At 69.9% G+C, this 24,986-nt stretch carries 25 protein-coding genes; 11 read left to right on the plus strand and 14 right to left on the minus strand.

The window, feature by feature from the left end:
• Positions 1-7: 7 nt before the first annotated feature.
• Positions 8-1,438: a pyruvate kinase gene (gene pyk / locus ACIQPR_RS00150; RefSeq protein WP_403639550.1), complete on the plus strand. Its 1,431-nt coding sequence runs from the start codon at positions 8-10 to the stop codon at positions 1,436-1,438.
• 101 nt (positions 1,439-1,539) lie between these two features.
• Here pyk and ACIQPR_RS00155 read toward each other — a convergent pair whose 3' ends face one another.
• The 4 genes from ACIQPR_RS00155 to ACIQPR_RS00170 form a co-directional block, all read right to left on the minus strand.
• A complete protein-coding gene (locus ACIQPR_RS00155; RefSeq protein ID WP_403639553.1) occupies positions 1,540-2,853 on the minus strand; it encodes a hypothetical protein in 1,314 nt (437 codons plus the stop codon).
• The gene (locus ACIQPR_RS00160; RefSeq protein ID WP_403639555.1) at positions 2,843-3,484 is read right to left on the minus strand and encodes a DUF6114 domain-containing protein; all 642 of its coding nucleotides are present in this window, start codon (positions 3,482-3,484) and stop codon (positions 2,843-2,845) included. Before ACIQPR_RS00160 ends, ACIQPR_RS00155 begins: the two co-directional genes overlap by 11 nt.
• A gap of 118 nt (positions 3,485-3,602) precedes the next feature.
• Positions 3,603-4,187: a DUF6230 family protein gene (locus ACIQPR_RS00165; RefSeq protein ID WP_403639558.1), complete on the minus strand. Its 585-nt coding sequence runs from the start codon at positions 4,185-4,187 to the stop codon at positions 3,603-3,605.
• A 698-nt stretch (positions 4,188-4,885) separates the two neighbouring features.
• Positions 4,886-5,863, minus strand: coding sequence for a tetratricopeptide repeat protein (locus ACIQPR_RS00170; RefSeq protein ID WP_403639561.1), 978 nt, complete (start codon positions 5,861-5,863; stop codon positions 4,886-4,888).
• 249 nt (positions 5,864-6,112) lie between these two features.
• Here ACIQPR_RS00170 and ACIQPR_RS00175 point away from each other — a divergent pair, with 249 nt between their 5' ends.
• Positions 6,113-6,754 (plus strand): TetR/AcrR family transcriptional regulator, encoded by a 642-nt coding sequence (locus tag ACIQPR_RS00175; protein ID WP_403639565.1) that lies wholly within the window; start codon positions 6,113-6,115, stop codon positions 6,752-6,754.
• A gap of 216 nt (positions 6,755-6,970) precedes the next feature.
• On the opposite strand, the gene ACIQPR_RS00180 is transcribed toward ACIQPR_RS00175, so the two are convergent.
• The 4 genes from ACIQPR_RS00180 to ACIQPR_RS00195 all read right to left on the minus strand — a co-directional run bounded on the left by ACIQPR_RS00180 (position 6,971) and on the right by ACIQPR_RS00195 (position 10,916).
• Positions 6,971-8,671: a methylmalonyl-CoA mutase gene (locus tag ACIQPR_RS00180; RefSeq protein WP_403639568.1), complete on the minus strand. Its 1,701-nt coding sequence runs from the start codon at positions 8,669-8,671 to the stop codon at positions 6,971-6,973.
• A 74-nt stretch (positions 8,672-8,745) separates the two neighbouring features.
• On the minus strand, positions 8,746-9,084 hold the full coding sequence (locus ACIQPR_RS00185; RefSeq protein ID WP_403639571.1) for a DUF3817 domain-containing protein: 339 nt from the start codon (positions 9,082-9,084) through the stop codon (positions 8,746-8,748).
• A gap of 43 nt (positions 9,085-9,127) precedes the next feature.
• On the minus strand, positions 9,128-9,637 hold the full coding sequence (locus ACIQPR_RS00190; protein WP_317880792.1) for a MarR family transcriptional regulator: 510 nt from the start codon (positions 9,635-9,637) through the stop codon (positions 9,128-9,130).
• Between the two features lie 22 nt (positions 9,638-9,659).
• The gene (locus tag ACIQPR_RS00195) at positions 9,660-10,916 is read right to left on the minus strand and encodes an MFS transporter (protein ID WP_403639574.1); all 1,257 of its coding nucleotides are present in this window, start codon (positions 10,914-10,916) and stop codon (positions 9,660-9,662) included.
• 85 nt (positions 10,917-11,001) lie between these two features.
• Here ACIQPR_RS00195 and ACIQPR_RS00200 point away from each other — a divergent pair, with 85 nt between their 5' ends.
• Both ACIQPR_RS00200 and ACIQPR_RS00205 read left to right on the plus strand, forming a co-directional pair.
• Positions 11,002-11,988 (plus strand): DUF5937 family protein, encoded by a 987-nt coding sequence (locus ACIQPR_RS00200; protein WP_403639577.1) that lies wholly within the window; start codon positions 11,002-11,004, stop codon positions 11,986-11,988.
• Between the two features lie 87 nt (positions 11,989-12,075).
• Entirely contained in the window at positions 12,076-13,068 is a 993-nt protein-coding gene (locus ACIQPR_RS00205) for a glycoside hydrolase family 6 protein (protein ID WP_403639580.1), read from the plus strand.
• An 18-nt stretch (positions 13,069-13,086) separates the two neighbouring features.
• On the opposite strand, the gene ACIQPR_RS00210 is transcribed toward ACIQPR_RS00205, so the two are convergent.
• Entirely contained in the window at positions 13,087-15,042 is a 1,956-nt protein-coding gene (locus tag ACIQPR_RS00210; RefSeq protein WP_403639583.1) for a galactose oxidase-like domain-containing protein, read from the minus strand.
• Between the two features lie 3 nt (positions 15,043-15,045).
• Complete coding sequence (locus tag ACIQPR_RS00215) at positions 15,046-16,830, minus strand: glycosyltransferase family 2 protein (protein ID WP_403642792.1); 1,785 nt, start codon at positions 16,828-16,830, stop codon at positions 15,046-15,048.
• Between the two features lie 232 nt (positions 16,831-17,062).
• On the opposite strand from ACIQPR_RS00215, the gene ACIQPR_RS00220 reads away from it, so the two are divergent.
• A complete protein-coding gene (locus ACIQPR_RS00220; RefSeq protein ID WP_403639586.1) occupies positions 17,063-18,031 on the plus strand; it encodes a phosphotransferase enzyme family protein in 969 nt (322 codons plus the stop codon).
• 8 nt (positions 18,032-18,039) lie between these two features.
• On the opposite strand, the gene ACIQPR_RS00225 is transcribed toward ACIQPR_RS00220, so the two are convergent.
• Complete coding sequence (locus ACIQPR_RS00225) at positions 18,040-18,333, minus strand: MTH1187 family thiamine-binding protein (RefSeq protein ID WP_019073144.1); 294 nt, start codon at positions 18,331-18,333, stop codon at positions 18,040-18,042.
• Positions 18,330-18,680, minus strand: coding sequence for a DUF3817 domain-containing protein (locus tag ACIQPR_RS00230; RefSeq protein ID WP_403639590.1), 351 nt, complete (start codon positions 18,678-18,680; stop codon positions 18,330-18,332). Before ACIQPR_RS00230 ends, ACIQPR_RS00225 begins: the two co-directional genes overlap by 4 nt.
• Positions 18,681-18,810: 130 nt before the next feature.
• Between ACIQPR_RS00230 and ACIQPR_RS00235 the strand changes: the two genes are divergently transcribed.
• The 5 genes from ACIQPR_RS00235 (at position 18,811) to ACIQPR_RS00255 (ending at position 21,906) form a co-directional block, all read left to right on the plus strand.
• Entirely contained in the window at positions 18,811-19,134 is a 324-nt protein-coding gene (locus ACIQPR_RS00235; protein WP_403639593.1) for a DUF6191 domain-containing protein, read from the plus strand.
• A gap of 124 nt (positions 19,135-19,258) precedes the next feature.
• On the plus strand, positions 19,259-19,891 hold the full coding sequence (locus ACIQPR_RS00240) for an AIM24 family protein (RefSeq protein WP_403642794.1): 633 nt from the start codon (positions 19,259-19,261) through the stop codon (positions 19,889-19,891).
• Between the two features lies 1 nt (position 19,892).
• Positions 19,893-20,543: an AIM24 family protein gene (locus tag ACIQPR_RS00245; protein ID WP_403639596.1), complete on the plus strand. Its 651-nt coding sequence runs from the start codon at positions 19,893-19,895 to the stop codon at positions 20,541-20,543.
• Positions 20,540-21,337, plus strand: coding sequence for an AIM24 family protein (locus tag ACIQPR_RS00250; protein WP_403639599.1), 798 nt, complete (start codon positions 20,540-20,542; stop codon positions 21,335-21,337). The genes ACIQPR_RS00245 and ACIQPR_RS00250 overlap by 4 nt, the downstream gene beginning before the upstream one ends.
• Before the next feature lie 92 nt (positions 21,338-21,429).
• On the plus strand, positions 21,430-21,906 hold the full coding sequence (locus ACIQPR_RS00255) for a MarR family winged helix-turn-helix transcriptional regulator (RefSeq protein ID WP_403639601.1): 477 nt from the start codon (positions 21,430-21,432) through the stop codon (positions 21,904-21,906).
• 173 nt (positions 21,907-22,079) lie between these two features.
• On the opposite strand, the gene meaB is transcribed toward ACIQPR_RS00255, so the two are convergent.
• Positions 22,080-23,036: a methylmalonyl Co-A mutase-associated GTPase MeaB gene (gene meaB / locus ACIQPR_RS00260; RefSeq protein WP_403639604.1), complete on the minus strand. Its 957-nt coding sequence runs from the start codon at positions 23,034-23,036 to the stop codon at positions 22,080-22,082.
• Between the two features lie 35 nt (positions 23,037-23,071).
• The gene (locus ACIQPR_RS00265; protein WP_403639607.1) at positions 23,072-24,274 is read right to left on the minus strand and encodes an acetyl-CoA C-acetyltransferase; all 1,203 of its coding nucleotides are present in this window, start codon (positions 24,272-24,274) and stop codon (positions 23,072-23,074) included.
• A gap of 149 nt (positions 24,275-24,423) precedes the next feature.
• Between ACIQPR_RS00265 and mce the strand changes: the two genes are divergently transcribed.
• Positions 24,424-24,864 (plus strand): methylmalonyl-CoA epimerase, encoded by a 441-nt coding sequence (mce, locus tag ACIQPR_RS00270; RefSeq protein ID WP_403639610.1) that lies wholly within the window; start codon positions 24,424-24,426, stop codon positions 24,862-24,864.
• The last annotated feature ends 122 nt before the right edge of the window (positions 24,865-24,986 follow it).

Genomic DNA, 24,986 nt, shown 5'->3' on the forward strand with positions numbered 1-24,986 from the left:
TCGCCCCATGCGCCGTTCGAAAATCGTCTGTACTCTCGGCCCCGCGGTCGACTCCCACGAGCAGTTGGTGTCGCTGATCGAGGCCGGCATGAATGTGGCCCGTTTCAATTTCAGCCACGGCACCCACGCCGAGCACCAGGGCCGGTACGACCGGGTCCGTGCCGCGGCCAAGGAGACGGGCCGCGCCATCGGCGTCCTGGCCGACCTCCAGGGCCCGAAGATCCGCCTGGAGACCTTCGCCGAGGGTCCCGTCGAGCTGGTGCGCGGTGACGAGTTCACCATCACCACCGAGGACGTCCCGGGCGACAAGACCATCTGCGGTACGACGTACAAGGGCCTGCCCGGTGACGTCTCCCGCGGCGACCAGGTCCTCATCAACGACGGCAACGTCGAGCTGAAGGTCCTCGGCGTCGAGGGCCCCCGGGTGAAGACGATCGTCATCGAGGGCGGCGTCATCTCCGACCACAAGGGCATCAACCTGCCCGGCGCGGCCGTCAACGTGCCCGCGCTGTCCGAGAAGGACGTCGAGGACCTGCGCTTCGCGCTGCGGATGGGCTGCGACATGGTCGCCCTGTCCTTCGTCCGCGACGCCGCCGACGTCTACGACGTCCACAAGGTGATGGACGAGGAGGGCCGCCGGGTCCCCGTCATCGCCAAGGTGGAGAAGCCGCAGGCGGTCGCCAACATGGAGTCCGTGGTCGCGGCCTTCGACGCGGTGATGGTGGCCCGCGGCGACCTCGCCGTGGAGTACCCGCTGGAGAAGGTCCCGATGGTGCAGAAGCGCCTGGTGGAGCTGTGCCGGCGCAACGCCAAGCCGGTGATCGTGGCGACCCAGATGATGGAGTCGATGATCACCAACTCCCGCCCCACGCGCGCCGAGGCCTCCGACGTGGCCAACGCGATCCTGGACGGCGCGGACGCGGTCATGCTGTCCGCCGAGTCCTCGGTGGGCGCGTATCCGATCGAGACCGTGCAGACGATGTCGAAGATCGTCCAGGCGGCCGAGGAGGAGCTGCTCAGCAAGGGCCTCCAGCCGCTCGTGCCGGGCAAGAAGCCGCGTACGCAGGGTGGTTCGATCGCCCGTGCCGCCTGCGAGATCGCCGACTTCCTCGGCGGCCGGGCCCTGGTGGCGTTCACGCAGTCCGGTGACACCGCCCGCCGGCTGTCCCGCTACCGCGCCGCCCAGCCGATCATCGCCTTCACCACCGACGAGGGCACCCGCAACCAGCTGGCGCTCAGCTGGGGCGTGGAGTCGCACGTGGTGCCGTTCGTCAACACCACCGACGAGATGGTCGACATGGTCGACGGCGAGATCGCCAAGATCAACCGCTTCAACCCGGGCGAGACCGTCATCATCACCGCCGGTTCGCCCCCCGGCGTGGCCGGCACGACTAACATGCTCCGCGTCCACCACCTCGGCGGCGGCGAGGGCAACTGACGTACCGCCGAAGGCTTTTGCACAAGAACTGAGGGCGCCCCCCTGTGGCAGGGGGCGCCCTCAGTTCTTGTGCGGCTCCCGGAATGGCTCTGGTGGGGGGCTCAGTCGATGTAGTTGTGGAGCCCCGGGACGGTGAGCGTGCCGCCGAACTGGCCGGCCTGGACCACCTTCACGTTGGTGAAGTAGATCAGCGGGATGTTCAACGGCGGCGGGTTGTCCGGGTCGAACGTGATCGGGATCAGTCCGAACAGGTTGCCCGAGATGGACTCCGTGTACATCACCGTGTCGCCGTCGCGGATCGTCGACGTCGAGCCCTTGGCCGCCTGCACGTGGTAGGTCTTGCCGGACTGCTTGTCGTCCACCGTCTGGTGCAGGTCGCCGATGTCGGTCCCGCCGGAGATGACGTACTTCAGGACCTTCTTGACCTTGCCGCTGGCGGTCTTCACCTCGACGACGCCCTGGTAGTCGGCGCCCTTGAGCAGCAGCGAACTGGCACTCAGGTACCAGGGGTCGTCGGGCACCAGGATCTTGTTGTCGACGCCGCTGGTGTCGTCCGTGGCGACCGGGCAGTCCGAGGTGTCGGTGCTCGCGGACGCGCTCGGGGTGGCGGTGGCCGTGTCCTCGGCCGCCTTGGTGGCCTCGTCGGCCGCCTTGGTCGCCGTGTCCGTGGTGTCCTTCACGGTGTCGTCGACCGTGTCGGCGGCCTTCTCGACGGTTTCCTTGACGGTGTCGGACGCCTTGGAGGAGTCGTCCGAGGACGAGCCCGAGGTGGCGCTCGCCGAGGCGGACGCGGTCGGCGTCGGCGTGGCGGTCGCCGTGGAGTCCGAACTCGACGAGCTGGAACCGCCGGTGAGGATGCCGGTGATCGCGTCGCCGATGGTGTCCAGCAGGCTCTCGCTGCTCGCGGTCGCCGAGGGCGTCGCGGTGGCGGTGCTCTCCGACGAGTCGCTCGACTGCGCCGACTTGCTCGCCGTGGCGGACGGCGTGGACGTCGCCGTGTCGTCGGAACCTGAATCCGACGACGACGTCTTGTCCGTGTCCTTCGTGGCGGAGCCGGTCGCCGTGGCCGACGGCGTCGCGTCGTCCGTGGCGGAGTCCGAGGACTCGCTCGCGGACGGCGTGGCCGTGGGGCTCGCCGTCGACTCGGCGAGCGCCGAGACGCAGTCCTTGTACTCCTCCGCCGTCAGGCTCTTCGACGACGGCGAGGTCGTCGAGTTGTTGTCGGCGAGTGCCAGCGAGGACGTGAAGCCCATCCCCATGATGACGGCGGTCGGCATCGCCACCGTGGCTATCGCCTTGCCGGCGGGCATGTGGAGCCTGGTGAACAGCGGCTTCTTGGGCGCCGCGTGGCGCGGCCCGGTTCTCACACGGGACGCGTCCACGTCAGTCCCGTGGGTCACCTCGTCAGCCGGCACTGTGCCTCCCGTCCGCCCCGATGTTCACCGGGCTCGTTCCTGACAGATCCTTGGGCTCGTCCGCGTCGTCCGCGTCCTTCACGTGGTCCGCGTCCTCGGCGGACTCGTGCGACGTCGGCTCCTTGGGCGCGGCTTCGTAGTACGCGGCGGACTCGTGCGGCGCGGCCTCGTACGGTGCGGCCGCGGGCGCGCCGCCCGCTCCCTGGGTGTCCTCCGGTACCGCCTGCGGCTCCGGCGGCGCGCCCGGCGCCCACGACACGGCCAGCGCCCCGCCGACCATGGCGAGGAGGAAGCCGATGAGGAAGCCGCCGAGGTTGGACACGGGGATGGACACCAGCGCCAGCAGAATCGCCGCGACACCCGCGAAGGTGCGCACGTGCTTCTGGAACCAGAGGCTGAAGCCCAGTACGACGAGCAGCACGCCGATGATCAGGGACCCGGCGCCCGCCGTGGTGGCCATCGCCAGCGTCAGATGCCCGATCTGGAGATGCGCGTACGGGAAGTAGGCGATCGGGAGTCCGCCGAGCATGACGTACAGACCGGCCCAGAACGGCCTCGTGCCACGCCAGGCGCGGAACTGCAACCTCCGGCGGGTGAACTGACCGGGTGCGGCAGGAGTCTCGGCGCTCATGGAAAACAGCTCCCTGGTACGGCGTTGCTGTGGTGGAGAGGTGCACCTCGCGTGAAGGTGCGGTCGGAGAGATGGACGGGCGGGGGCGCCACCGGCTCCCCCGCCCGCCGTCACGTGCCTAGTAGCACTCGTGGGTGCCCGTGGACACCGACATCTTCAGCCCGCTGAGCTTGAAGGTTCCGGCAGTGGTGGCCCACGCCGTCTGCTTCACGTTGGTCAGCGTGGCCGACTCGGCCTGCTGCGCGAATCCGTACGGGTTGGCAGCTTCGCTGCCGCCCTTCATGCCCGGACCCTTGGTCGCGTTTCCGGCGGCCACACCGATGTCGATGTTGTGGAACACCGCGTCGGCGCTGAGGTCCTGGACGTCGATGTACAGGTTCTCGGCCTCGACCGGCGTACCGTCGCCGCCCGCCTTCAGCATGAGGCTGACCGATCCGAAGATCGGGATGTTGGGCGTGACCACCGACTGGCACATGTTGGTGATCGAAGCGGACTTGAACGCCGAGACGGCGACGGGGTGAGCCGTCTTGCTGCCGTCCAGGTTGTAGCCCGAGTCCAGGGCTCCGTACTGCGTGAAGCCCGTGCCGTCGAGCTGGTCGGCCGTCACCTTGAACGACTGGCCGGAAACACTGAACGACGCGGCAAGAGCGCCCTGCGCGAGGGCGACACCTATACACGCCGTAGCGGCGACGCTGGGCACCATGACCACAGCGAAGCGCTTCCATCTCGTCCCGCCACGCACCTGGGACTCCATATTTCCTCCTTCTCGGACGTACATCTCCTGGCCCTGACTGCCCCCAGATGGCGGCTCAGCCGGGCAGGGATGGGAGAAGTGCTACGTCCTCGGGAAGGGGAGCGCCTGTACCCGGAGGCGCGAACCCGCGCACCGATCACCGGCGATCACCCCCGAGCGACAACCACTGGTCGCGCCTGACGCACATCACGCACAACCTTGCTGGACAGGCTCCGCCGCACGGCGAAGACCCCCCTGCCCAAGAGCCGGCTCCACTGTCTCCGGCTCTACTCGGTGGGGACCCAGGAAACTCCGCGGACCCGACCGGCTGTCGGGGTACGGAAACGGACCGAGCGTCGCCGATCGTGGTGCATTCTCGCCGCCCGCACAAGGGGCTTCGTTACTCGGTAGTAACGACCGGATAACCGAACAACGACCCGCGGGTATCGGCCGACGACGCTGGGTGTCATCCTGGGCCAGGACAAAAACGTTGATGTCCGGACGGAATCCGACAGAACCACGCCTTCGGCTTACTCCAAGTAACAGCGACCGCGATTACCAAGATTTGGTAAAGCGCGGTCGCGGTGACACACCGTCGGCAAATCTTTCACACCGGCAACACTGTTCCCGAGGTTTACCGACTGGTCAGAACCGGCCTCGCACCCCGCTCAGAACAGCGCCCGCGCCAGTGCCCGCCGGGCCGCCGTCACCCTCGGGTCGTCGGCCCCGACGACCTCGAACAGCTCCAGCAGCCGCACCCGTACGGTGTCCCGGTCGTCACCCACCGTGCGCCGCACGGTCTCGATCAACCGGCCGAAGGCGTCCTCGACATGACCGCCCACCAGATCCAGGTCGGCGGCGGCGATCTGGGCCGGCACGTCACCCGGCTTCTCGGCGGCCTCCGTCCGCACCTGCTGCGGGTCGAGCGCCGACACCCGCTGCAACAACTCGGCCTGCGCGAGCCCGAGTTTCGCCTCCGAGTTGGCCGGGTCGTCGCTCAGCACGTTCTTGTAGGCCTGTACGGCCCCGCCGAAGTCCCCCGCGTCCAGCGCCTGTACGGCCGCTTCCAGCAGGCCGTCGTAGGGGCCCGCCGGTACCTCGGAGACGGCCTCGGGGCGGTCGCCCGGCACGGCGTCCGGGTCGACGGTCAGCCCGGTGAGACCGAAGCGCTGCTCGGCGACCTGGATCAACTGGTCGAGGGTCTGGCGGATCTGCGGCTCGGCCGCGGCCCCCTGGAAGAGCGGCAGCGCCTGTCCGGCGACCACCGCGAAGACGGCCGGGATGCCCTGCACCCCGAACTGCTGCATCAGCATCTGGTTGGCGTCGACGTCGATCTTGGCGAGGACGAAGCGCCCGTCATAGTCGAGCGCGAGCCGCTCCAGGAGCGGGCTCAGCTGCTTGCACGGCTCGCACCACTCGGCCCAGAAGTCGATGACGACCGGGACCTCGGTGGACCGCTGGAGGACCTCGTTCTCGAAGCCCGCCTCATCTACGTCGATCACAAGATCGGCCGGCGAGACGGCCCCGCCACCGCCCTGCCGGGCGGATTCGGCGCGCGCCTGCTCCGCCTTGGCCTTGGCCTCCTGGGCCGCCTTCACCGCGGCGAGGTCGACGACTCCGCTCATGGACATGTTCCGTGGCTGCATGCGTCTATCCTCCCCCGTCCGCCCGTGTGAATGAAAAGCGTTGTGAAAGCCGGTCCGGTCAGTGCTGTTCCGCAGGTCTTGTCCGGCAGGTGTTGTTCGTCAGGCGCTCGCGCCGTCCGGCGTCGGGTCCCCACCCAACACCCTGGTTTCGCTACGGGTCGTAGCGTAATCGTGCCGGGTCCCTCGCGGGAAGCAATACCCCGTGATCTCCCTCACTGCACCACAGGAACCGCCGGTTATGGTCAAGGGATGCAGAGCCGCACTCCCGTTCCCCGCGCCGCGGGCCGTCCCCGCAGCACCACCGCGGACACCGCGATCCTCGCGGCCACCCGGGAGGCCCTGGTCGAACTCGGCTGGTCCAAGCTCACGTTGGGAGACGTGGCGACCCGCGCCGGGGTCGCGAAAACCACCCTCTACCGCCGCTGGGCGGGCAAGAACGAACTCGTCGTCGACGCCGTCGCCGAACTCTTCGACGAACTCCGCCTCCCCGACCGCGGCACCCTCGCCGCCGACATCGAGGGCGTCGTCCTCCAGTTCGCCGCGATCCTGGCCCGCCCCGAGGCCAAGAGCGGCCTGATGGCGGTGGTCGCCGAGTCCGTCCGCGACGACGCCCTGCGCGAACGCATCCGCGCGTCGATCGTCGACCGGCAGAAACGCCTCGTCCTGGAGGGCAGGACACGCGCCCAGGCACGCGGCGAACTCCCCCCGGAGACCGACCCGGAGGAGGCCGCGCGCACGGCCGACCTCATCTTCGACATGGTGGCGGGCGCGGTCGTCCACCGCACCCTGGTGAGCGCGGAACCCGCCGACGAGACCTGGGTCCGCAACTTCACCCAGGTCCTGCTCCTCGGCCTGACCTCACTGAGCCAGACCGGGGTCCCGCCGACCTAGGCCCTGTCGTCACATCCCCGCCGTCCGCCCGGAGACCGGGCCGGGCCGGACCGGGCGGCGCCAGCGCATGGGGCCCGCGCACTGGATGTACGAGGGTCCGCGCGGGGTACAGCCGGCGCGGGGGCGCACCTCCCACGCCCGTCGGACAGTGCGGGAGCCCGCACGGCGCCGCGAGGCCCACCTCCCGGGCGGACGACGGGACTTCGCGGACACGGCCTAGAACCCGGCCGGCTCGGTGTACACCCCCCACTCCTCCCGCAGCACCCCGCAGATCTCGCCCAGCGTCGCCTCCGCGCGCGCCGCGTCCAGCATCGGGCGGATCATGTTCGAACCGTCCCGCGCCGCCGCGAGCATCGCGTCCAGGGCCGCCGCCACGGCCGCCTCGTCGCGGACACCCTTGCGCGTGCCCAACTCCCGGATCTGCTCCCGCTCCACCTCGTGGCTGACCCGCAGGATCTCCAGATCCCCGGTGACCGACCCGTGGTGCACATTGACCCCCACGACCCGCTTGTCGCCCTTCTCCACGGACCGCTGGTATTGGAACGCGGCCTCGGCGATCTCACCGGTGAACCAGCCGTCCTCGATCCCGCGCAGGATCCCGGAGGTGATCGGCCCGATCAGGTGCCGCCCGTCCGGATGCGCCCGCAGCCCCCGCTCCCTGATCTGCTCGAAGATCTTCTCGGCGTCCGCCTCGATCCGGTCCGTGAGCTGCTCGACGTACCACGAACCCCCCAGCGGATCCGCCACGTTGGCGACCCCGGTCTCCTCCATCAGCACCTGCTGCGTGCGCAGCGCGATCTCCGCCGCCTGCTCGCTCGGCAGCGCGAGCGTCTCGTCCAGGGCGTTGGTGTGCAGCGAGTTGGTCCCGCCGAGCACGGCCGCGAGCGCCTCCACGGCCGTCCTGACCACGTTGTTGTACGGCTGCTGCGCGGTCAGCGAGACCCCGGCGGTCTGCGTGTGGAAGCGCAGCCACTGCGCCTTCTCCGACTTCGCGCCGTAGACGTCCCGCATCCACCGGGCCCAAATGCGGCGCGCCGCGCGGAACTTGGCGATCTCCTCGAAGAAGTCGACGTGCGCGTCGAAGAAGAAGGACAGACCGGGCGCGAAGACGTCCACGTCCAGGCCCCGGGACAGGCCGAGTTCGACGTACCCGAAGCCGTCCGCGAGGGTGTACGCCAGCTCCTGCGCGGCCGTGGAACCGGCCTCGCGGATGTGGTAGCCGGAGACCGACAGCGGCTTGTAGGCGGGGATGCCGCTCGCGCAGTACTCCATGAGGTCGCCGATCAGGCGCAGGTGCGGCTCGGGCTGGAAGAGCCACTCCTTCTGGGCGATGTACTCCTTGAAGATGTCCGTCTGGAGCGTGCCGTTGAGGACGGCGGGGTCGACGCCCTGCCGTTCGGCCGCGACCAGGTACATGCAGAAGACGGGGACGGCGGGCCCGCTGATGGTCATGGACGTCGTCACATCGCCCAGCGGGATGTCCTTGAACAGGACCTCCATGTCGGCGGCGGAGTCGATGGCGACCCCGCAGTGCCCGACCTCGCCCAGCGAACGCGGGTCGTCGGAGTCGCGGCCCATGAGGGTCGGCATGTCGAAGGCGACGGAGAGGCCGCCGCCGCCGTTGGCGAGGATCTTCTTGTACCGCTCGTTGGTCTGCTCGGCGTTGCCGAACCCGGCGAACTGCCTGATCGTCCAGGTCCGCCCCCGGTAGCCGGTCGCGTGCAGTCCGCGCGTGTACGGGTACTCGCCCGGCCAGCCGATCCGCTCGAAGCCGTCGTACGTGTCCCCGGGGCGTGGCCCGTAGACCGGCTCCACGGGATCCCCCGAGAGCGTGGTGAAGTCAGCCTCACGGGTACGTGCGGCGTCGAACCTGGCCTGCCAGCGTCGGCGGCCCTCTGCGATGGCGTCAGCGTCCATGCCTTCGAATTTACTAGGACGTCCTACTAAATGTCGATGGGCGACCGCCGTACGCGACCCGTACGGCGGTGGGGTTACGCCTTCGCGGTGACCGGGGCCGACTCGACGATCTTCGGCTCCAGCTCGCGGCTGATCTTCCGCTCCACGAAGAACGCGGCCGTCGGGACGGTCCCCGCGAGCAGCACCCAGAGCTGCTTGCCGACCGGCCACTTGGCCTTGGAGCCCAGGTCGAACGCGAAGAGCAGGTACACGACGTACAGCCAGCCGTGCGCGATGGCGACGACCTCGGTGAAGCTCCCGGCACCGTCGATCTTGAGGAGGTACTTGGCGACCATGCTGAGGCACAGCAGGACCAGCAGGACACCCGTGACGTACGCCATGACGCGGTAGCGGGTCAGCACGCTCTTTTTCATGAGGACGAGCGTAACGACCGGTTCCGGGCGATCTTTCCCCGGGTCAGTCCTCGTCGAAGTCGGCGGCGGCGACCCGCAACGGCCGCAGCATCGCGAAGATCTCCGCGCACTCCTCCGCGTCGTAGGCGCCGAGTCCGAAGTCCATCTCCATCAGGTCGCGGGTGGCCGCGTCGCAGACCTCGCGGCCCTTGTCGGTGATGGAGGCGAGGGTGCCGCGGCCGTCGTTGGGGTTGGGGCGCTTGTCGACGAGCCCGGATCTGACCAGCCGGTCCACGGTGTTGGTGACGGACGTCGGATGCACCATGAGCCGCTCGCCGATCTTGGACATCGGCAGTTCGCCCGCCTTGGAGAAGGTGAGCAGCACCAGCGCCTCGTACCGCGCGAAGGTCAGTCCGTACGGTTTGACGACCGCGTCGACCTCGGCGAGCAGGATCTGCTGCGCCCGCATGATCGAGGTGATGGCGGCCATCGACGGTACGTTTCCCCAGCGCTGCTTCCAGTGTTCGTCGGCGCGGGCGATGGGGTCGAAAGGGAGACTGAGGGGCTTCGGCACGGCACCAGACCTTACCGGCCGGTCACATCGTGGTCAGCCCCGTCTCGCCTTTCGGTCCCGCGGCCGTAGCCCCGGCGGTCCTGCGGGCTTCCAGCGCGAGCAGGACGCAGCACACCGTGCCGAGCGCCCCGGCCCCCGCGACCGCCGCCCGCACCCCGGCGAACTCGGCGGCCACACCGGCCAGGGCCATACCCACGCCCTGGATGGTCATCAGCCCGGCGGTGAGCAGGGTCATGGCCCGGCCGCGCAGTTCCTCGGGCACGTCCCGTACGAACCACTGGTCGAGGCCGAGCGTGTACGCGGACCCGGCGCCCGCGAGCACCAGCAGCACCAGGGAGAGGGCGAGTCCGGGCCGGCCGGCGTAGCCGAGGTAGGGCAGCAGGGTGCAGCAGACCAGGGGCAGGGCGATCCGCGCGCGGGTGGCGGGGCGCAGCCGGGAGCCGGCGTACAGCTCGCCGGCGACGGTGCCGACGGGCAGGGCGCACATCAGCAGCCCGAGTCCGGTGGAACCGGCGCCGAGTTCGGCCGCGTAGGGGGCGGCCAGCGCCTCGGGCGCGACGGAGAACATCGCGGGGATCCAGAACAGCAGGAGCAGCGCCCGCACCCGGCGGTCGGCGAGGACCTGGCGGGCGCCCCTGAGGGAGTCGGCCAGCAGGGCGCCGCCGCCGCTCGCGCGGGCGGGGCGGCGCCGGGTGCCGAGGCGCAGCAGGGTCGCGGAGGTGAGGAAGGTGCCCACGGTGATCAGCAGGGCGTGCCGCGGGGAGACGGCGGTGAGCAGCAGGCCGCCCAGTCCGTAGCCGGCGAGCAGCGCGCTCTGCGAGACGATCCGCAGCAGCGAGCGGCCGAGGACGAAGAGGTCGCCGTCGCCGAGGATGTCGGCGAGCGTGGCCATGCGGGTGCCGGCGAACACGGGTGACACGACGGCGAGGGCGCAGCGGAGCAGCAGCAGTACGGCGATGCCGGTGCCGGGCGCGACCATCGCGGCGACGCAGCCCGCGCAGACCAGGTCGCAGACGACGAGCACGCGCCGGGCCGGATAGCGGTCGGCGACCCCGGCGAGCAGCGTCCCGCCGACGAGGTACGGCAGGAAGCCCACGGCGAACGCGAGGGCGCTCATCAGGGGTGAGCCGGTGAGGTCGTAGACGAGGACGGAGAGGGCGATCTCGGTGACGACCACGCCGAGCAGGGAGAGCGCGTGGGCGGCGAAGACGGCGCGGAACTCGGGGACGGCGAGGACGCGGCGGTAGCCGGTGGGCGGTGCGGGTGGGGCCTGGAGCATGGGCAGCAGCGTGCTCGGCGGCGGCCCCGCACCCTAGAGTTTCGGCCAGGGCCGAATCTCGTGGCCGATTCCTGGAGGGCTGGGCATGCCGTCGCGGCTGTATTTCGGGGAGGACGACTTCCTCCGGTGCCGGTTCGCGGTGTCGCCGCTGTGGGAGACGCAGGAGGTGGTGCGCACGTTCAAGCGGCCGGAGCGGCAGGGGTATCACGTGCCCTGGCTGCGGCGGGCCGGCGCGGCGGCGGCCGGTCTCGATCTCGCGCCGCTGTGGCTGCTGATGCCGCAGCGGGGTCACTGTCCCGGCTGGCTGTGCCCGCCGCCGATCGGTCCTGCGGCCACTTTCGAGGAGGAGATCGCGGCGGTCCGGGCGGCCGATCCGGTCCGGGCCCGGGCGGACACGGCGAGGTCGCTGGCGGCCACTCCGGGCGCGCTGGAGTCCGAGCGCGGCCGGGCCTGGCTGCGTGAACCGGCCCGCATGATCGAGGAGTTGGCGGACACGATGGAGTCGGTCTGGCACACGCTGGTGGCGCCGGACTGGCCCCGGCTGCGTGCCCTGCTGGAGGCGGACATCGCCTTCCACTCCCGCCGGCTCGCCGAGGTCGGCCTGGGGGTGCTGCTGCCGGAGATCAGCGGGCATTGCGCCTGGGAGACGGGCGGCACGCTGACCGTGCGCTTCCGGGGCGAGCACGAACGGCTGCTGGGCGGCCAGGGCCTGGTGCTGCTCCCGAGCGTCTTCATCTGGCCGAACGTGGTGAGCACCTTCGAGCACCCCTGGCAGCCGACGCTGGCCTATCCGGCCCGGGGCATCGGCGCCCTGTGGGCCGAGCCCGCCGCCCGCACACCGGACGCGCTGCTCCGGCTGTTGGGGCGCGGCCGGGCCGCCGTGCTGGCCGCGCTCGACGAACCCGCTTCCACGACCGCCCTGGCCCATCGGCTGCGGCTCGCGCCGTCGTCGGTGTCGGCGCATCTGTCGGTGCTGCGTGACGCGGGGCTGCTGACGACGCGGCGCTACGGCCATCAGGTGCTGTACGAGCGGACGCCGCTGGGGATCGCGCTGGCCTCGGGCGGGGGCTGACCGGCGCGCCAGGGCCCGGCGCGGTGACGGATCGTCCACAATTGCCGACGAATCGTCACTTAATGTCCCCGCGCGCAAGGGAGTGGCATGTCCCGGCTGATCCGCATGTCCGTGGTGGTCTCGGTGTTCGGGCTGGCGGTGGGGTGTTCGTCCGCCGGCGGTGTCGACGAGGCCTCCGTCGCCGGTGGCCGCTCGAAGGATCCGGCGCGTGCCACGTCCTTCTGGGTCGACCCGGCGAGTCCGGCGGCCGAGCAGATCCAGCTGTGGGAGCGGGCGGGGCGCGAGCAGGACGCCGCGTTGCTCAAGCGGATCGCCGATCAGCCGACCGCGCTGTGGCCGGCCGGTGAGCTCGACCCCGGGCCGGTGATCCGGGCGGCCACGGCGGCGGCACGGCAGGAGGGCCGTACGGCGCTCTTCGTGGCGTACGACATTCCGCACCGGGACTGCGGTCAGCACTCGGCGGGCGGGGCGGCGGACGCGGACGCCTACCGGGCCTGGATCGGGAAGTTCGCCGAGGCGCTCGGGGACTCCAAGGCGCTCGTCGTGCTCGAACCCGACGCCGTCGCGCACATGGTGGACGGCTGCACGCCCGGTGAGTACCAGGGCGAGCGGGAGCAGTTGCTGAGCGAGGCGGTGGTCCGGCTGAAGCGGCAGTCCGGTACGACGGTGTATCTCGACGCGGGCAACCCGGCCTGGATCAGGGACCCTTGGAAGCTGGTGGAGCCGTTGAAGCGGGCCGGGGTGGAGGAGGCCGACGGGTTCTCGCTCAACGTCTCCAACTTCCAGACGGACGCGGTGACGAAGAAGTACGGCGTCCGGCTGTCCAGGGAACTCGGCGGCAAGCACTTCGTCGTCGACTCCAGCCGCAACGGCAACGGGCCGCTGGCCGGCGCCTGGTGCAATCCGCCGGGGCGCGGACTGGGCACCCGGCCGACCACCGACACCGGGGAACCCGCCCTGGACGCCTACTTGTGGATCAAGCGGCCCGGCGCCTCGGACGGCACCTGCGAGGGCGGTCCGGACGCCGGGCAGTGGTGGCCGGAGTACGCCCTGGAGCTGGCGCGCAACTCCAAGGCGTAGCACGGCGGTTCACCGGCGTCAGGGCACCTGGATCCACTTGGCCTCCGAGGGCGTGCCCTGCGCGTCCGTCACGAACAGCATGTACCAGCCGGGCGGCACCAGCGCCCGGTCGTCCGGTACGTCCACCGTCACCGACTTCCCGTCCTTGACGAGGCCGAGTTCGATGGAGCGCTGCTCGACGTCCGTCGTGTGCGTGACCGAACTCGGGCGCATCAGGCGGGCCTTGACGACCCGGTCGGGGTGATCGGTGCGGAAGGTCGCCCGGTGGTGGCGGTCCAGGGTCTGCGGACCGTCCTGGAGCACGGGCCTGTTGGCGCCGTTCTTGTGCAGCGCGGGCGGGGTGAAGATCTCCATGCGCTGCTCGAAGTGGCCGAGCTTGGTGTTGGCCTGGTCGTCGAAGAGGGGGTCGGAGCCGAAGGTGACGACCCGGCCGTCGGGCAACAGCAGTGCCTCGGAGTGGTAGTTGCGGCCGACCATCGGGGCGGCGGCCTCGCGGAAGGCGTTGCCCTTCGGGTCGTAGAACTGTGCCTTGAAGATGTTGCTGGCGCTGCGGCCCCGGTAGTCGGAGGAGCCGTTGGTGGTGAAGACGGAGTCGTCCGGCATGATCACGCTGTTCAGGTACCGGGTGCCCTGCGGGAGGTCGGGGCCGTCCTTGAAGACCGGGCTGTCCTGCTTGAGGTCGACGACGGCGGTGCGCGGGGTCGACTTCTTGGACTCGCCGACGCCTCCGCCGCCGAGGATCATCACCTTCTGGTCCTGCGCGGGCGGCAGCAGGAGCGAGGACGAGGTCTCGGTCTCGTCGGGGTCGCGCAGGCCCGCCACCGTCGTGAACTTGTTGGTCTTGAGGTCCCAAATGCCGGGCTCGCGGCCCTTGTCGGCGGGTCCGTAGCCCGCGTTGGAGGCCGGGTAGAAGAGCTTGCCGCCCTTGGTGAGGAACAGGGCCGGGTAGGTGGGGAAGTAGCGCTTGGGGCCCGGGGTCCACTTCTTGGTCCTCGGGTCGTAGATCTCGTTGTCGCCCTGGTCGATGACCCCGACGTCGTCGAGGCCGGAGACGGCCAGGACGCGGCCGTCGTCGAGGCCGACGAGGGTCGGGTACCAACGCGCCTTGTCCATCGGGTCGACGGCGATGTACCGCTCGGCCTTGGGGTCGAACTCGTAGGCGGCGCGGATGCCTTGGTAGTCCTGCTTGTCGAGGGTGATCTTCTCGGAGAGGCCGTACGTGTTGTTCGCGTCGACGCCCTTGAGGCCGACGATGTCGTACTGGGCCTGCTTCTCGGTGACCGACATCGGGCCCGCTTCGGTGGCCTCGACGAAGACGCGGACCTCGCTCGCGGTGACCTTGGTCTGCCAGGGCTGCATGACGCCACGGGCGTTGTACGTCACCTTGAACTCGCGCTTGGCCTTGGGGACGGTGACGTCGAACTTGCTGACGTAGTCGACGCCGGCCGGGGAGCGGAAGACGGTGCCCTTCTTCAGGAACATCGCCTTGTTGGGGCTCTCGTTCTTGACGCGCATCCCGCCGCCGGCCCGTTTGACCTCGCCGTCGAGGAGTTCGTAGCGGGCGGTGCCGCCGGCCACCAGCAGGTTGCCGCTGGGGAGTTGGCTGTGTCCGCCGCAGAAGAAGTCCACCGGGGTGGGGATCTTCTTGAAGGTGTTGGCCTTCGGGTCCCACAGGACGGTGTCGAAGGACCCGGCGTTGAATTTCTTCTGCTCGTTGCCGGAGCCCGCCACGATCAGGACCTTGCCGGTGTGCAGCAGCGAGGCGTGGATGGCGTTGGTGCGGTACTCCTTCGGGATGTCGATCTGGTCCCAGGAGCCGTACTTGGCCATGTAGTCGGGCCGGGTGATCTTGTACTCGTGGTACTGCTCGCCGGCGAATTCGAGGGCGGCCGGCGCGTTGAGACCGGCCAGGACGGCGATGCCGCCGATGCCGAGCACGGTCTTCCTGGTCTTCTGGGACGGCTGGTACGCCATGGTCTAGTTGCCCCCTGTCGTGGTGCCGGAGACGGACGGGCCGGCCCCGGTGGTGGCGAGAGCGGGTTCGGCGGTATCGAGGGTGCGGGTGGCGCCGAGCAGCGCGTGCCGTTCCCGGCGCTCCCGAACCAGCGAGCCGACCCAGACTCCCAGCGGCGCGAGGGAGATGACCGTCGCCAGGACGGCCCAGGTGCGCATCGCCGCGTGGGTGTGGTCGAGGACGACGGACGCGGCCAGCGAACTCGCGAGGAGGATCGCCCAGAAGAGGTGGATACGGAAGGTCAGCACCCGGTCCGGGCTGGCGTCGCCGCCCTTGGGGGTGACGACGAACCGGCTGGGCCTGCGGATCAGCGCCTCGCCGAAGGACTTCAGATAGATCGGCGCGGAGAGCGCCGACATCGCCATGCCGGCCAGTCCGCCGGACCCCTCGGGTTCGTGCGGGGAGACGTTGTGCCGCCGGTTCCAGAGATAGAGCCCGATCTGGAGGGCCGCGGCATCGCTGTAGAGCATCAGCCACACGGACGCGGCGACCTGCGTGCCGGAGGCCCCGAACCACAGGAACAGGACACAACTCAGGATGCCCAGCAGCCAGTTGACGGCCGTCATCGGGTAGTAGACGAGCATCATCGTGTACGAGAACAGCCGCCCGGGAGGCATCGTGAACGGTGCCTTCCAGTACTGCTTGATCAGCGTCTCGTAGGTGCCGCGCGACCACCGCATCTGCTGGGTGAAGAAGTCGGTCCAGGAGGCCGGCCCCTCCCCCACCGCCAGCACGTCCGGGGTGTAGACGGACCGCCAGTGCGTGCGGGTCGACGGGTTGCGGTGCCGGTGGAGTTCGAAGCCGGTGGCCATGTCCTCGGTGATCGAGTCGTAGAGCCCGCCGATCTGCTTGACGGCGGCGATCCGTACGACGTTGTTGGTGCCGACGAACATGGGGGCGCGGTAGCGGTTGCCGGCCCGCTGGATCAGCGCGTGGAAGAGGAACTGCTGCGACTCGGCGGCCTTGGTGACGGGGTTGTGGTAGTTCCCGTACACCTGCGGTCCCACGACGAAGGCCACGTCCGGGTCGCGGAAGTAACCCATCATCCGCTCAAGGAAGTTGGGGAGCGGAACGTGGTCGGTGTCGACGGAGGCGAAGAACTCGTAGTCGCCGCCGTGCATCGCGATCCAGGCGTTGTAGTTCCCGTGCTTGGTACGGGCCTTGTGGACGCCCTTGGGGCGGTTCCACTCCGGGACGCCGTGCCGGGTGAAGTGCCGTACGCCCAACTCGGCGCACAGCGCCTTGGCCTGTTCGTCGTCGCCCTCGTCGAGGAGCCAGACGTCGACCGGACCGGTGTGCGTGACCCTGACCGCGCCTTCGAGGGTGGCGCGGACCATGGACAGGGGTTCCTTGCCCGGGACGTACGTCGTGAGGAAGGCGACGCGGGTGCCGGGGGCGGGGACGACGGGGACCGGGTCGCGGGCGACCAGCGTGGCGTGGGCCACGGAGGCGACGTTGACGACCATGAACAGCTCGATCAGTCCGATGGCTATCAGCATCGTGATGTCGAGCCCGACCATCCACTCCTGGCCTCCCTCACGCTCCACCCAGTGGGTGGGCCACACGAGGTAGACGAGCAGGGCGGCGGTCAGCACCGGGGCGAGGCTCATCAGGAGGATGGCGCGTATTCGGTGGGGCTCGCGCGAGAGGAGCGAGGTGTACTGCACCTGGTACGACGCACCGGACGGCTCCGTGAGCGGTCCGGCCAGTCGGCTGTAGGTGTCGTAGTCGTAGCCCTCCGGCCGCACAGCGCCCTCCATTGATTGAGGAGTGATCGACGCCCGGAGGCCGCCGGAACCGCTGGGTTCCGAAGATCGACCGGGCCGATACCCACACACAAGTGGAGATTTGAGGGCGTGTCGAACTGGGTGCGTCCAGGTGGGTGGGCGGTTGCCCCCGGCGGCGGAACGGGCGCGGAACCGGGGGCGGAGACGGCTCCGGGAGAATGCGGCGACGATCAGCACTCCGGAAGGCACCCGCATGCACGACACCGCCGATGTGATTGCCGAGACCTACGCGCTCGGCGCCGGACCGTGGACGTTGACGCCGGTCACCCGGGGCGCGCTCGGCCAGATCTGGAGACTCTCGGGAGCCGGCACCTCCTGGGCGGTCAAGGAGCTCCTCTTCGGCTGCGACGAGGAACAGGTCGGCCGCGAGGCCGCGTTACGGCGGGCCGCCGAGGACCTGGGCATCGCGTCCCCGCGCCTGATGCCCGACCGGCAGGGGGCGTACGTCACCCGCCTCGGCTCGGGCTCCCACATCAAGCTGTACGACTGGATCGACGGCACCGACGCTGACGCCTCCGACCCGGGTGTCCTGGACTGGTTCGGGCGGACCATGGCACTGCTGCACCGGGCGGGAGCGGGCGGGACCCAGGCACCGGGCGACTGGTACGAACGGTGCCCGCGGGACGCCGAGTGGCGGGAGCTGCACGGGCGGGTGCGGCGGGCGGGGCGGCCGTGGGCGGACGCGCTGGGGCGGTTCATCACCGGCTCCGCCGTGGAGCTGGCGGAGTGGGTGACGCCGTCCGGCCCCGACGAGGAACTGGTGACGTCCCACCTCGATCTGCGGCCCCAGAACGTACTGGTCGGCCCGGACGGTCCCGTCCTCCTCGACTGGGACAACGCCGGACCGGCCCGCGCGGAACGGGAGTTGGCCCGCGCGCTGTTCGTCTGGTCGGGCGGCAACGAGGGGGACGCCGAGGCCGCGGTGCGGGTCGCGCGGGCGTACCGGAGCGCCGGGGGCCGTGCCGCCGTAGCGGGGCCGCGGTCGTTCTCGATGCTCTTCGCGACCGAGCTCAACTACGTGCGGGTGCAGGCCGAGTGCGCGATCGACCCCGCGGTGACCGCCGCGCAACGGGAGTTCGCCGGCGGCCAGGTGGTCGCCTCGCTGGCCCGGGTGCCGGACCTGGCGGCCGTGTCGCGGTTGTGCGAGGCGTTGGCGGAGTGAGGTTCGGGCTAGTCGGCCAGGTGTCGTTCGACCGTCTCCACCTTGGAGGTGAGGCCGTCCGTCACTCCGGGGCGGATGTCCGCCTTGAGGACCACGGAGACGCGCGGGGCACGCGCCTCGACGGCGGCGACCGCGCGCTTGACGACGTCCATGACCTCGTCCCACTCGCCCTCGATGGACGTGAACATGGCGTCGGTGCGGTTGGGCAGGCCCGACTCGCGGACCACGCGGACGGCGTCGGCGACGTACTCGCCGACGTCCTCGCCGACGCCCAGCGGTGTCACGGAAAAGGCGACGATCATGCCTGCACGGCACCCTTCTGCTCCTGGCGGGCGCGGGAGGCGATGACCGCGTCCTCCGACTCGCGGCGCAGCTTCCGCTCGGCGAAGAAGCCGCCGGTGGGCAGCACGGAGAGCACGAAGTAGAGGGCCGCCGTCTTCGCGCCCCACTTGGTGCGGTTCCAGGCGTCCGCCCAGAAGATGACGTAGAGGATGAAGAGGACGCCGTGGACCATGCCCATCACGGGCACCGCGTTGAAGTCCGTGGTCCGCTTCAGCACCGAGCAGACGAGCAGCAGGAGGAAGGACACGGCCTCGGGGGCCGACACCAGGCGGAGGCGGCGGATTGCGGTGGCGGTCTTGATGTCCACAGGTCACCTTCGGTGAGTTCGGTGAGAGACGTCCACAGCTTGTGAACGCGAGCACAAACGTTCGTCCATTGTGGCAAACGGCTGAGCGGGCCGAGACTGGGGGTCCGTCGTCGAGGCCCCGGGAGTGCTCGTGCAGTTCGTGTTCTTCATGACGCTCCCCGGGCTGGTGGTCCTGCTGACGCTCCTCGCCTTCCTCGACCAGCTGTTGTTGCGGGCCGGCCGGGCCGGGGTGCTGCCCTGGCGGAACGCCGGCCGCCAGGGGCAGATCTCCGCGACCGGCTTCGAGCAGCTGCACGCGAGCCTGTCGCCGGGCAAGCAGACCGAGTTGAAGGAACGGCAGAGCGCGCTGGTGATGCGGGACGACGAGGAGGACGGGGACCCGCCGTGGTCGACGGTCGACCTGCGCGCGGGCACGGCCGTGATACGTCTCGGCACGCCCCGCGACACGCCCTGAGCCGTGGCCCGGCTGTTCCCTGGCCGTGCCCTGGTCGTGTGCCCTAGGGGGCAGGTCAGGGTCGTTCTCCACCCGTGGGCCCTGTCCGGGGGCGCGCCCGTGCCGTTACCTTCGCACCGTGGCGATGTTTCGACTCCAGGGCAGCAAGGTGCTCGCCGTCGACATGACCGGGGACGCCGTGAAGGCGAAGAACGGCTCGATGGTCGCGTACGACGGGCAGATGGCCTTCAAGAAGATGACCGGCGGCGGCGAGGGCATCCGGGGGATGGTGACCCGGCGGCTGACCGGTGAGCAGATGACGGTGATGGAGGTGAAGGGGCAGGGCACCTGCTGGTTCGCGGACCGGGCGTCCGAGATCAACCTCGTGAACCTCCAGGGCAACAAGCTCTACGTCGAGTCGAGCAACCTGCTCGCGACCGACGCGGGGCTGAGAACGGGCACGACGTTCACCGGACTGCGCGGCGCCTCGCAGGGCAACGGGCTGTTCACCACGACCGTCGAGGGGCACGGCCAGGCGGCGATCATGTCGGACGGCCCGGCGGTGGTGCTGCGGGTGAGCCGGCAGTACCCGCTGACCGTCGACCCCGGCGCGTACATCGCGCACCAGGGGAACCTGAAGCAGTCCTTCCAGTCCGGTGTGACCTTCCGCACCTTCTTCGGGGAGGGCGGCGGCGAGGCCTTCCAGATCCGCTTCGAGGGGGACGGGCTGGTCTACGTCCAGCCCAGCGAGCGGAACACGATCGCGGGGGACGTGTGACATGACGTTCACGGAGATCAACTCGAAGATGATCCAGGCCACGGTGGTGCCGGGGCAGCGGGTCTACAGCCAGCGCGGCGCGATGCTCGCCTACAAGGGGGACGTCTCCTTCACCCCGAACATCCAGGGCGGCCAGGGCGGTGTGATGTCGATGCTGGGGCGCCGGGTGGCGAACGAGGCCACTCCCCTGATGACCGTCGAGGGCAGCGGCACCGTGATGTTCGGTCACGGCGGCCACCACATCCAGATCATCGAGCTGACCGGGGACACCCTCTACGTGGAGGCCGACCGTCTCCTCGCCTTCGAGGGCACCCTCCAGCAGGGCACGATGTTCATGGGTTCGCAGGGCGGCGTCATGGGCCTGGTCCGCGGCCAGGTCACCGGCCAGGGACTGTTCACGACCACCCTCCAGGGGCGGGGCGCGGTCGCCGTGATGGCCCACGGCGGGGTCTTCGAGGTGCCGATCACCCCCGGCAGACCCGTCCACGTCGACCCGCAGGCCTACGTCGCCCACCACGGGGACGTCCGCAACAAGCTGTCCACGGCGCTCGGTTGGCGCGACATGGTGGGCCGGGGCTCCGGCGAGGCGTTCCAGCTGGAGCTGAGCGGCAGCGGCGCGGTCTACGTCCAGGCCTCGGAGGAGAAGCTGTGAGCCAGTACGCGGGGTCCGGCCCCACGGTCTTCGACCCGATGACCCTGCCGGTCGACGACAACGTCAACAAGTACACCTTCTGCGTGGAGCTCAAGGGGAGCCAGTGGTTCCTCCAGAAGGGGAAGATGATCGCCTACTACGGCTCGATGGAGTTCAACGGCATCGGGCACGGCCGTCTGGACCGGCTCGTCCGTACGTCCTTCCATTCGCCTCTGCACGCGAGCGACTGGGTCGTGGCGGACGGCTCGGGCAAGATGCTGCTCGCCGACCGGGCCTTCGACGTCAACGCGTACGACCTCGAAGACGCCAACATGACCATTCGCTCCGGCAATCTGCTCGCTTTTCAGCCAAGTCTCGCTCTCAAGCAGTCGATCGTCCCCGGCTTTCTGACCCTCATCGGAACCGGCAAGATCGTGGCCGCCTCCAGCGGCCCGGTGGTGTTCGTGGAACCCCCGATCCGGGTCGACCCGCAGGCGCTCGTCGGCTGGGCCGACTGCCCCTCTCCGTGCCACCACTACGACCACGCGTACATGACCGGTGTGCTGGGCGGTCTACGTGCGATGACGGGCATCGGCGGGGCCTCCGGGGAGGAGCACCAGTTCGAGTTCGTCGGGGCGGGCACGGTACTGCTCCAGTCCTCCGAGAATCTGATGCCCGAGCAGGCCACAGGGGTTGTGCCGCACGAGCCGGGGGTACCGGGTGGAGGCGGGGCGCGCACAGGCCCCTCACAGCAAGCGGGCGCACCGCGCCTTCCCGGACAGCTGGGAGATCTCCAGCGTCGCTTCGGGCTGTGAGCGGTAGTCTGCGGAGTGTGACGTCGAACGTGTGCGCGCCGTCACGCCACCCTCACTAGTTCGCCTTTCAACATTTTAGGTAGACTTCATTCATGGAGACCGAGACGGCCACGCGCTGGCTGACCGATGAGGAGCAGTGCGCCTGGCGCACCCACCTGGAGGTCAACAGGCTGCTGACGTACCAACTCGAAAAGGACCTACAGCCGTTCGGCCTGACGATGAACGACTACGAGATCCTGGTGAACCTCTCCGAGGCGGAGGACGTACGGCTGCGGATGAGCGACCTGGCCGCCGCCACGCTCCAGTCCAAGAGCCGCCTCTCGCACCAGATCACCCGCATGGAGAACGCGGACCTGGTGCGCCGGGAGAACTGCGAGTCGGACCGCCGGGGCCTGTACGCCGTCCTCACGGAACACGGCCTGGAGACGATGAAAAAGGTCGCACCCCACCATGTGGCGTCCGTACGACGCCACTTCATCGACCTGGTGCAGCCGGAGGACCTGTCGGAACTCGACAAAACCCTGAAGCCGATCGCGGAGCATCTGCGGGGGCAGCGGGGGCGTCCCTAGGCCTGGGGGACGTCTGGGGGCGCCGTCCCCCAGGCCCCCGCTTCCGCCCTGAAGGGGCCTCGTCCTCGAACGCCGGACGGGCTGACTTCCACCGGCCCGAACCGAACAGCGCGACCGGAACCGACCCACCGGCACACAACCGACGGTCGCACCACCCCTCGCGCTCCCGCGCCTCAGCTCTCCGTGATCCCCGCGATCAGCTCGTCCGCCGCGCGGTACGCGTCCAGCTCGCCCGCCACGACCCGTTCCGCGAGGGCGCCCACCCGCCGGTCGCCGTGCAGGTCGCCGATCCGGGCCCGCAGGGCCGTGACCGCGATGGTCTCGATCTCGCGGGCCGCGCGGGCCGCGCGGCGCTCCGCGAGGACGCCGTGCTCCTCCATCCACGCCCGGTGCTTCTCCAAGGCCTCCACGACCTCGTCGATGCCCTCGGCGCGGGAGGCCACCGTCTTGACGATCGGGGGGCGCCAGTCGCCCGGACCGCGGGCCTCGCCCAGGCCGAGCATGTGGTTCAGCTCGCGGGCGGTCGCGTCCGCGCCGTCCCGGTCCGCCTTGTTGACGACGTAGACGTCGCCGATCTCCAGGATCCCCGCCTTCGCGGCCTGGATGCCGTCGCCCATTCCGGGGGCCAGCAGCACCACGCTGGTGTCCGCCTGGGAGGCGATCTCCACCTCCGACTGGCCCACCCCGACCGTCTCCACCAGGATCACGTCGCAGCCCGCCGCGTCGAGGACACGGATCGCCTGCGGAGCCGACCACGCGAGGCCGCCGAGATGGCCGCGGGTCGCCATCGAGCGGATGTAGACGCCGGGGTCGGAGGAGTGGTCCGACATCCGGACCCGGTCACCGAGCAGCGCGCCCCCCGAGAACGGCGAGGACGGGTCGACGGCCAGGACGCCGACCCGCCTGCCCTGCTTGCGGTACGCCGTGACCAGCGCGGACGTCGACGTCGACTTGCCGACGCCCGGCGAGCCCGTGAGGCCGACGACGTACGCCCCGCCGGTCAGCGGTGCGAGGGTCGCCATGACCTCCCTGAGCTGGGGGGACGCCCCCTCCACGAGGGAGATCAGCCGGGCCACGGCCCGTGGCCGGCCTTCCCTGGCCTGGTCCACCAGCGAGGCGACGTCCTGCATCACGGCTCCGTTCCGTAGCGAGAAGGTACTGCTGCTCAGGCCTTGGCTACCCGCACGATCAGCGCGTCACCCTGACCGCCGCCGCCGCACAGCGCCGCCGCGCCGACCCCGCCGCCGCGCCGCTTGAGCTCCAGGGCCAGGTGCAGCACCAGACGGGCACCGGACATGCCGATGGGGTGGCCCAGGGCGATGGCTCCGCCGTTCACGTTCACCTTTTCGGTGGTCACGCCGAGGTCCTTCATTGACTGGACGGCGACGGCGGCGAAGGCCTCGTTGATCTCGATCAGGTCGAGGTCGCCGACCTCCAGGCCCTCCTTCTTCAGGGCGTGCAGGATCGCGTTGGACGGCTGCGACTGGAGCGAGTTGTCGGGTCCCGCCACATTGCCGTGGGCGCCGATCTCGGCGATCCAGTCCAGGCCCAGCTCCTGCGCCTTGGCCTTGCTCATCACGACCACGGCCGCCGCGCCGTCCGAGATCTGCGAGGCGGAGCCGGCGGTGATCGTGCCGTCCCGGGTGAACGCGGGCCGCAGCTTGCCGAGCGACTCGGCCGTGGTCTCGGCGCGGATGCCCTCGTCCTTGCTGAAGACGACCGGCTCGCCCTTGCGCTGCGGGATCTCGACCGGGGTGATCTCGGCCTCGAAGAGACCGTTCTTCTGCGCGGTCGCGGCCCGCTGGTGGGAGAGCGCGGCGATCTCGTCCTGCTCGGGGCGCTGGATGCCGAGCCGCGTGTTGTGCTTCTCCGTCGACTCGCCCATGGCGATGTTCTCGAAGGCGTCGGTGAGGCCGTCGTAGGCCATCGCGTCGAGCATCTCGATGGCGCCGTACTTGTAGCCCTCGCGGGACTTGGGGAGCAGGTGCGGGGCGTTGGTCATGGACTCCTGGCCGCCCGCGACGACGATGTCGAACTCGCCCGCGCGGATGAGCTGGTCGGCGAGCGCGATGGCGTCGAGGCCGGAGAGGCACACCTTGTTGATGGTGAGCGCGGGGACGCCCATGGGGATGCCCGCCTTGACGGCGGCCTGGCGTGCCGGGATCTGCCCTGCCCCGGCCTGGAGCACCTGGCCCATGATCACGTACTGCACCTGGTCGCCACCGATACCCGCACGGTCGAGGGCGGCCTTGATCGCGAAGCCGCCGAGGTCGGCTCCGGAGAAGGACTTCAGGGAGCCCAGCAACCGTCCCATGGGCGTCCGGGCGCCCGCGACGATCACCGAGGTCGTGCTGTTCGTTCCAGACATGAGGTGCGATCCCCTTCCAGCGTGTTTCAGCTGAGGAGTGAACGAGGGTTTACTCGAAATGTACTGAGCGGTAGACCGCCCCGTCATCGGGCCGTCGGTGTGATCGCGCGCACGTTGCGTAACCACCCGGTGCGCGCTGCACTACATACATGCTGACGCGAATCGACCACATCGGGATCGCCTGCTTCGACCTCGACACGACCGTCGAGTTCTACCGGGCCACGTACGGCTTCGAGGTGTTCCACTCCGAGGTCAACGAGGAACAGGGCGTGCGCGAGGCCATGTTGAAGATCAACAACACGGACGACGGCGGCGCCTCCTACCTCCAGCTCCTCGAACCCACCCGCGAGGACTCCGCCGTGGGCAAGTGGCTGGCGAAGAACGGGGAGGGCGTCCACCACATCGCCTTCGGCACGGCGGACGTCGACACGGACTCCGAGGACATCCGGGAGAAGGGCGTGCGCGTTCTCTACCAGGAGCCCCGGCGCGGCTCCATGGGGTCACGGATCACGTTCCTGCACCCAAAGGATTGCCATGGCGTACTGACAGAACTGGTCACTTCGGCGCCTGTTGAGTCACCTGAGCACTGACCCTCGTACATATGGGCCGGTAGGGTTGGGGTCGGTCGTCGCTCGCAACCAGGGCAACGGCATGCCGGGGTCCGGTTTCGGGGGGCGAGCGTCGGGGCAGCAGCCCGTGCTCCGCCGTTGAT

This window comes from Streptomyces sp. NPDC091280, assembly GCF_044768565.1.
Taxonomy (GTDB): Bacteria; Actinomycetota; Actinomycetes; order Streptomycetales; family Streptomycetaceae; genus Streptomyces.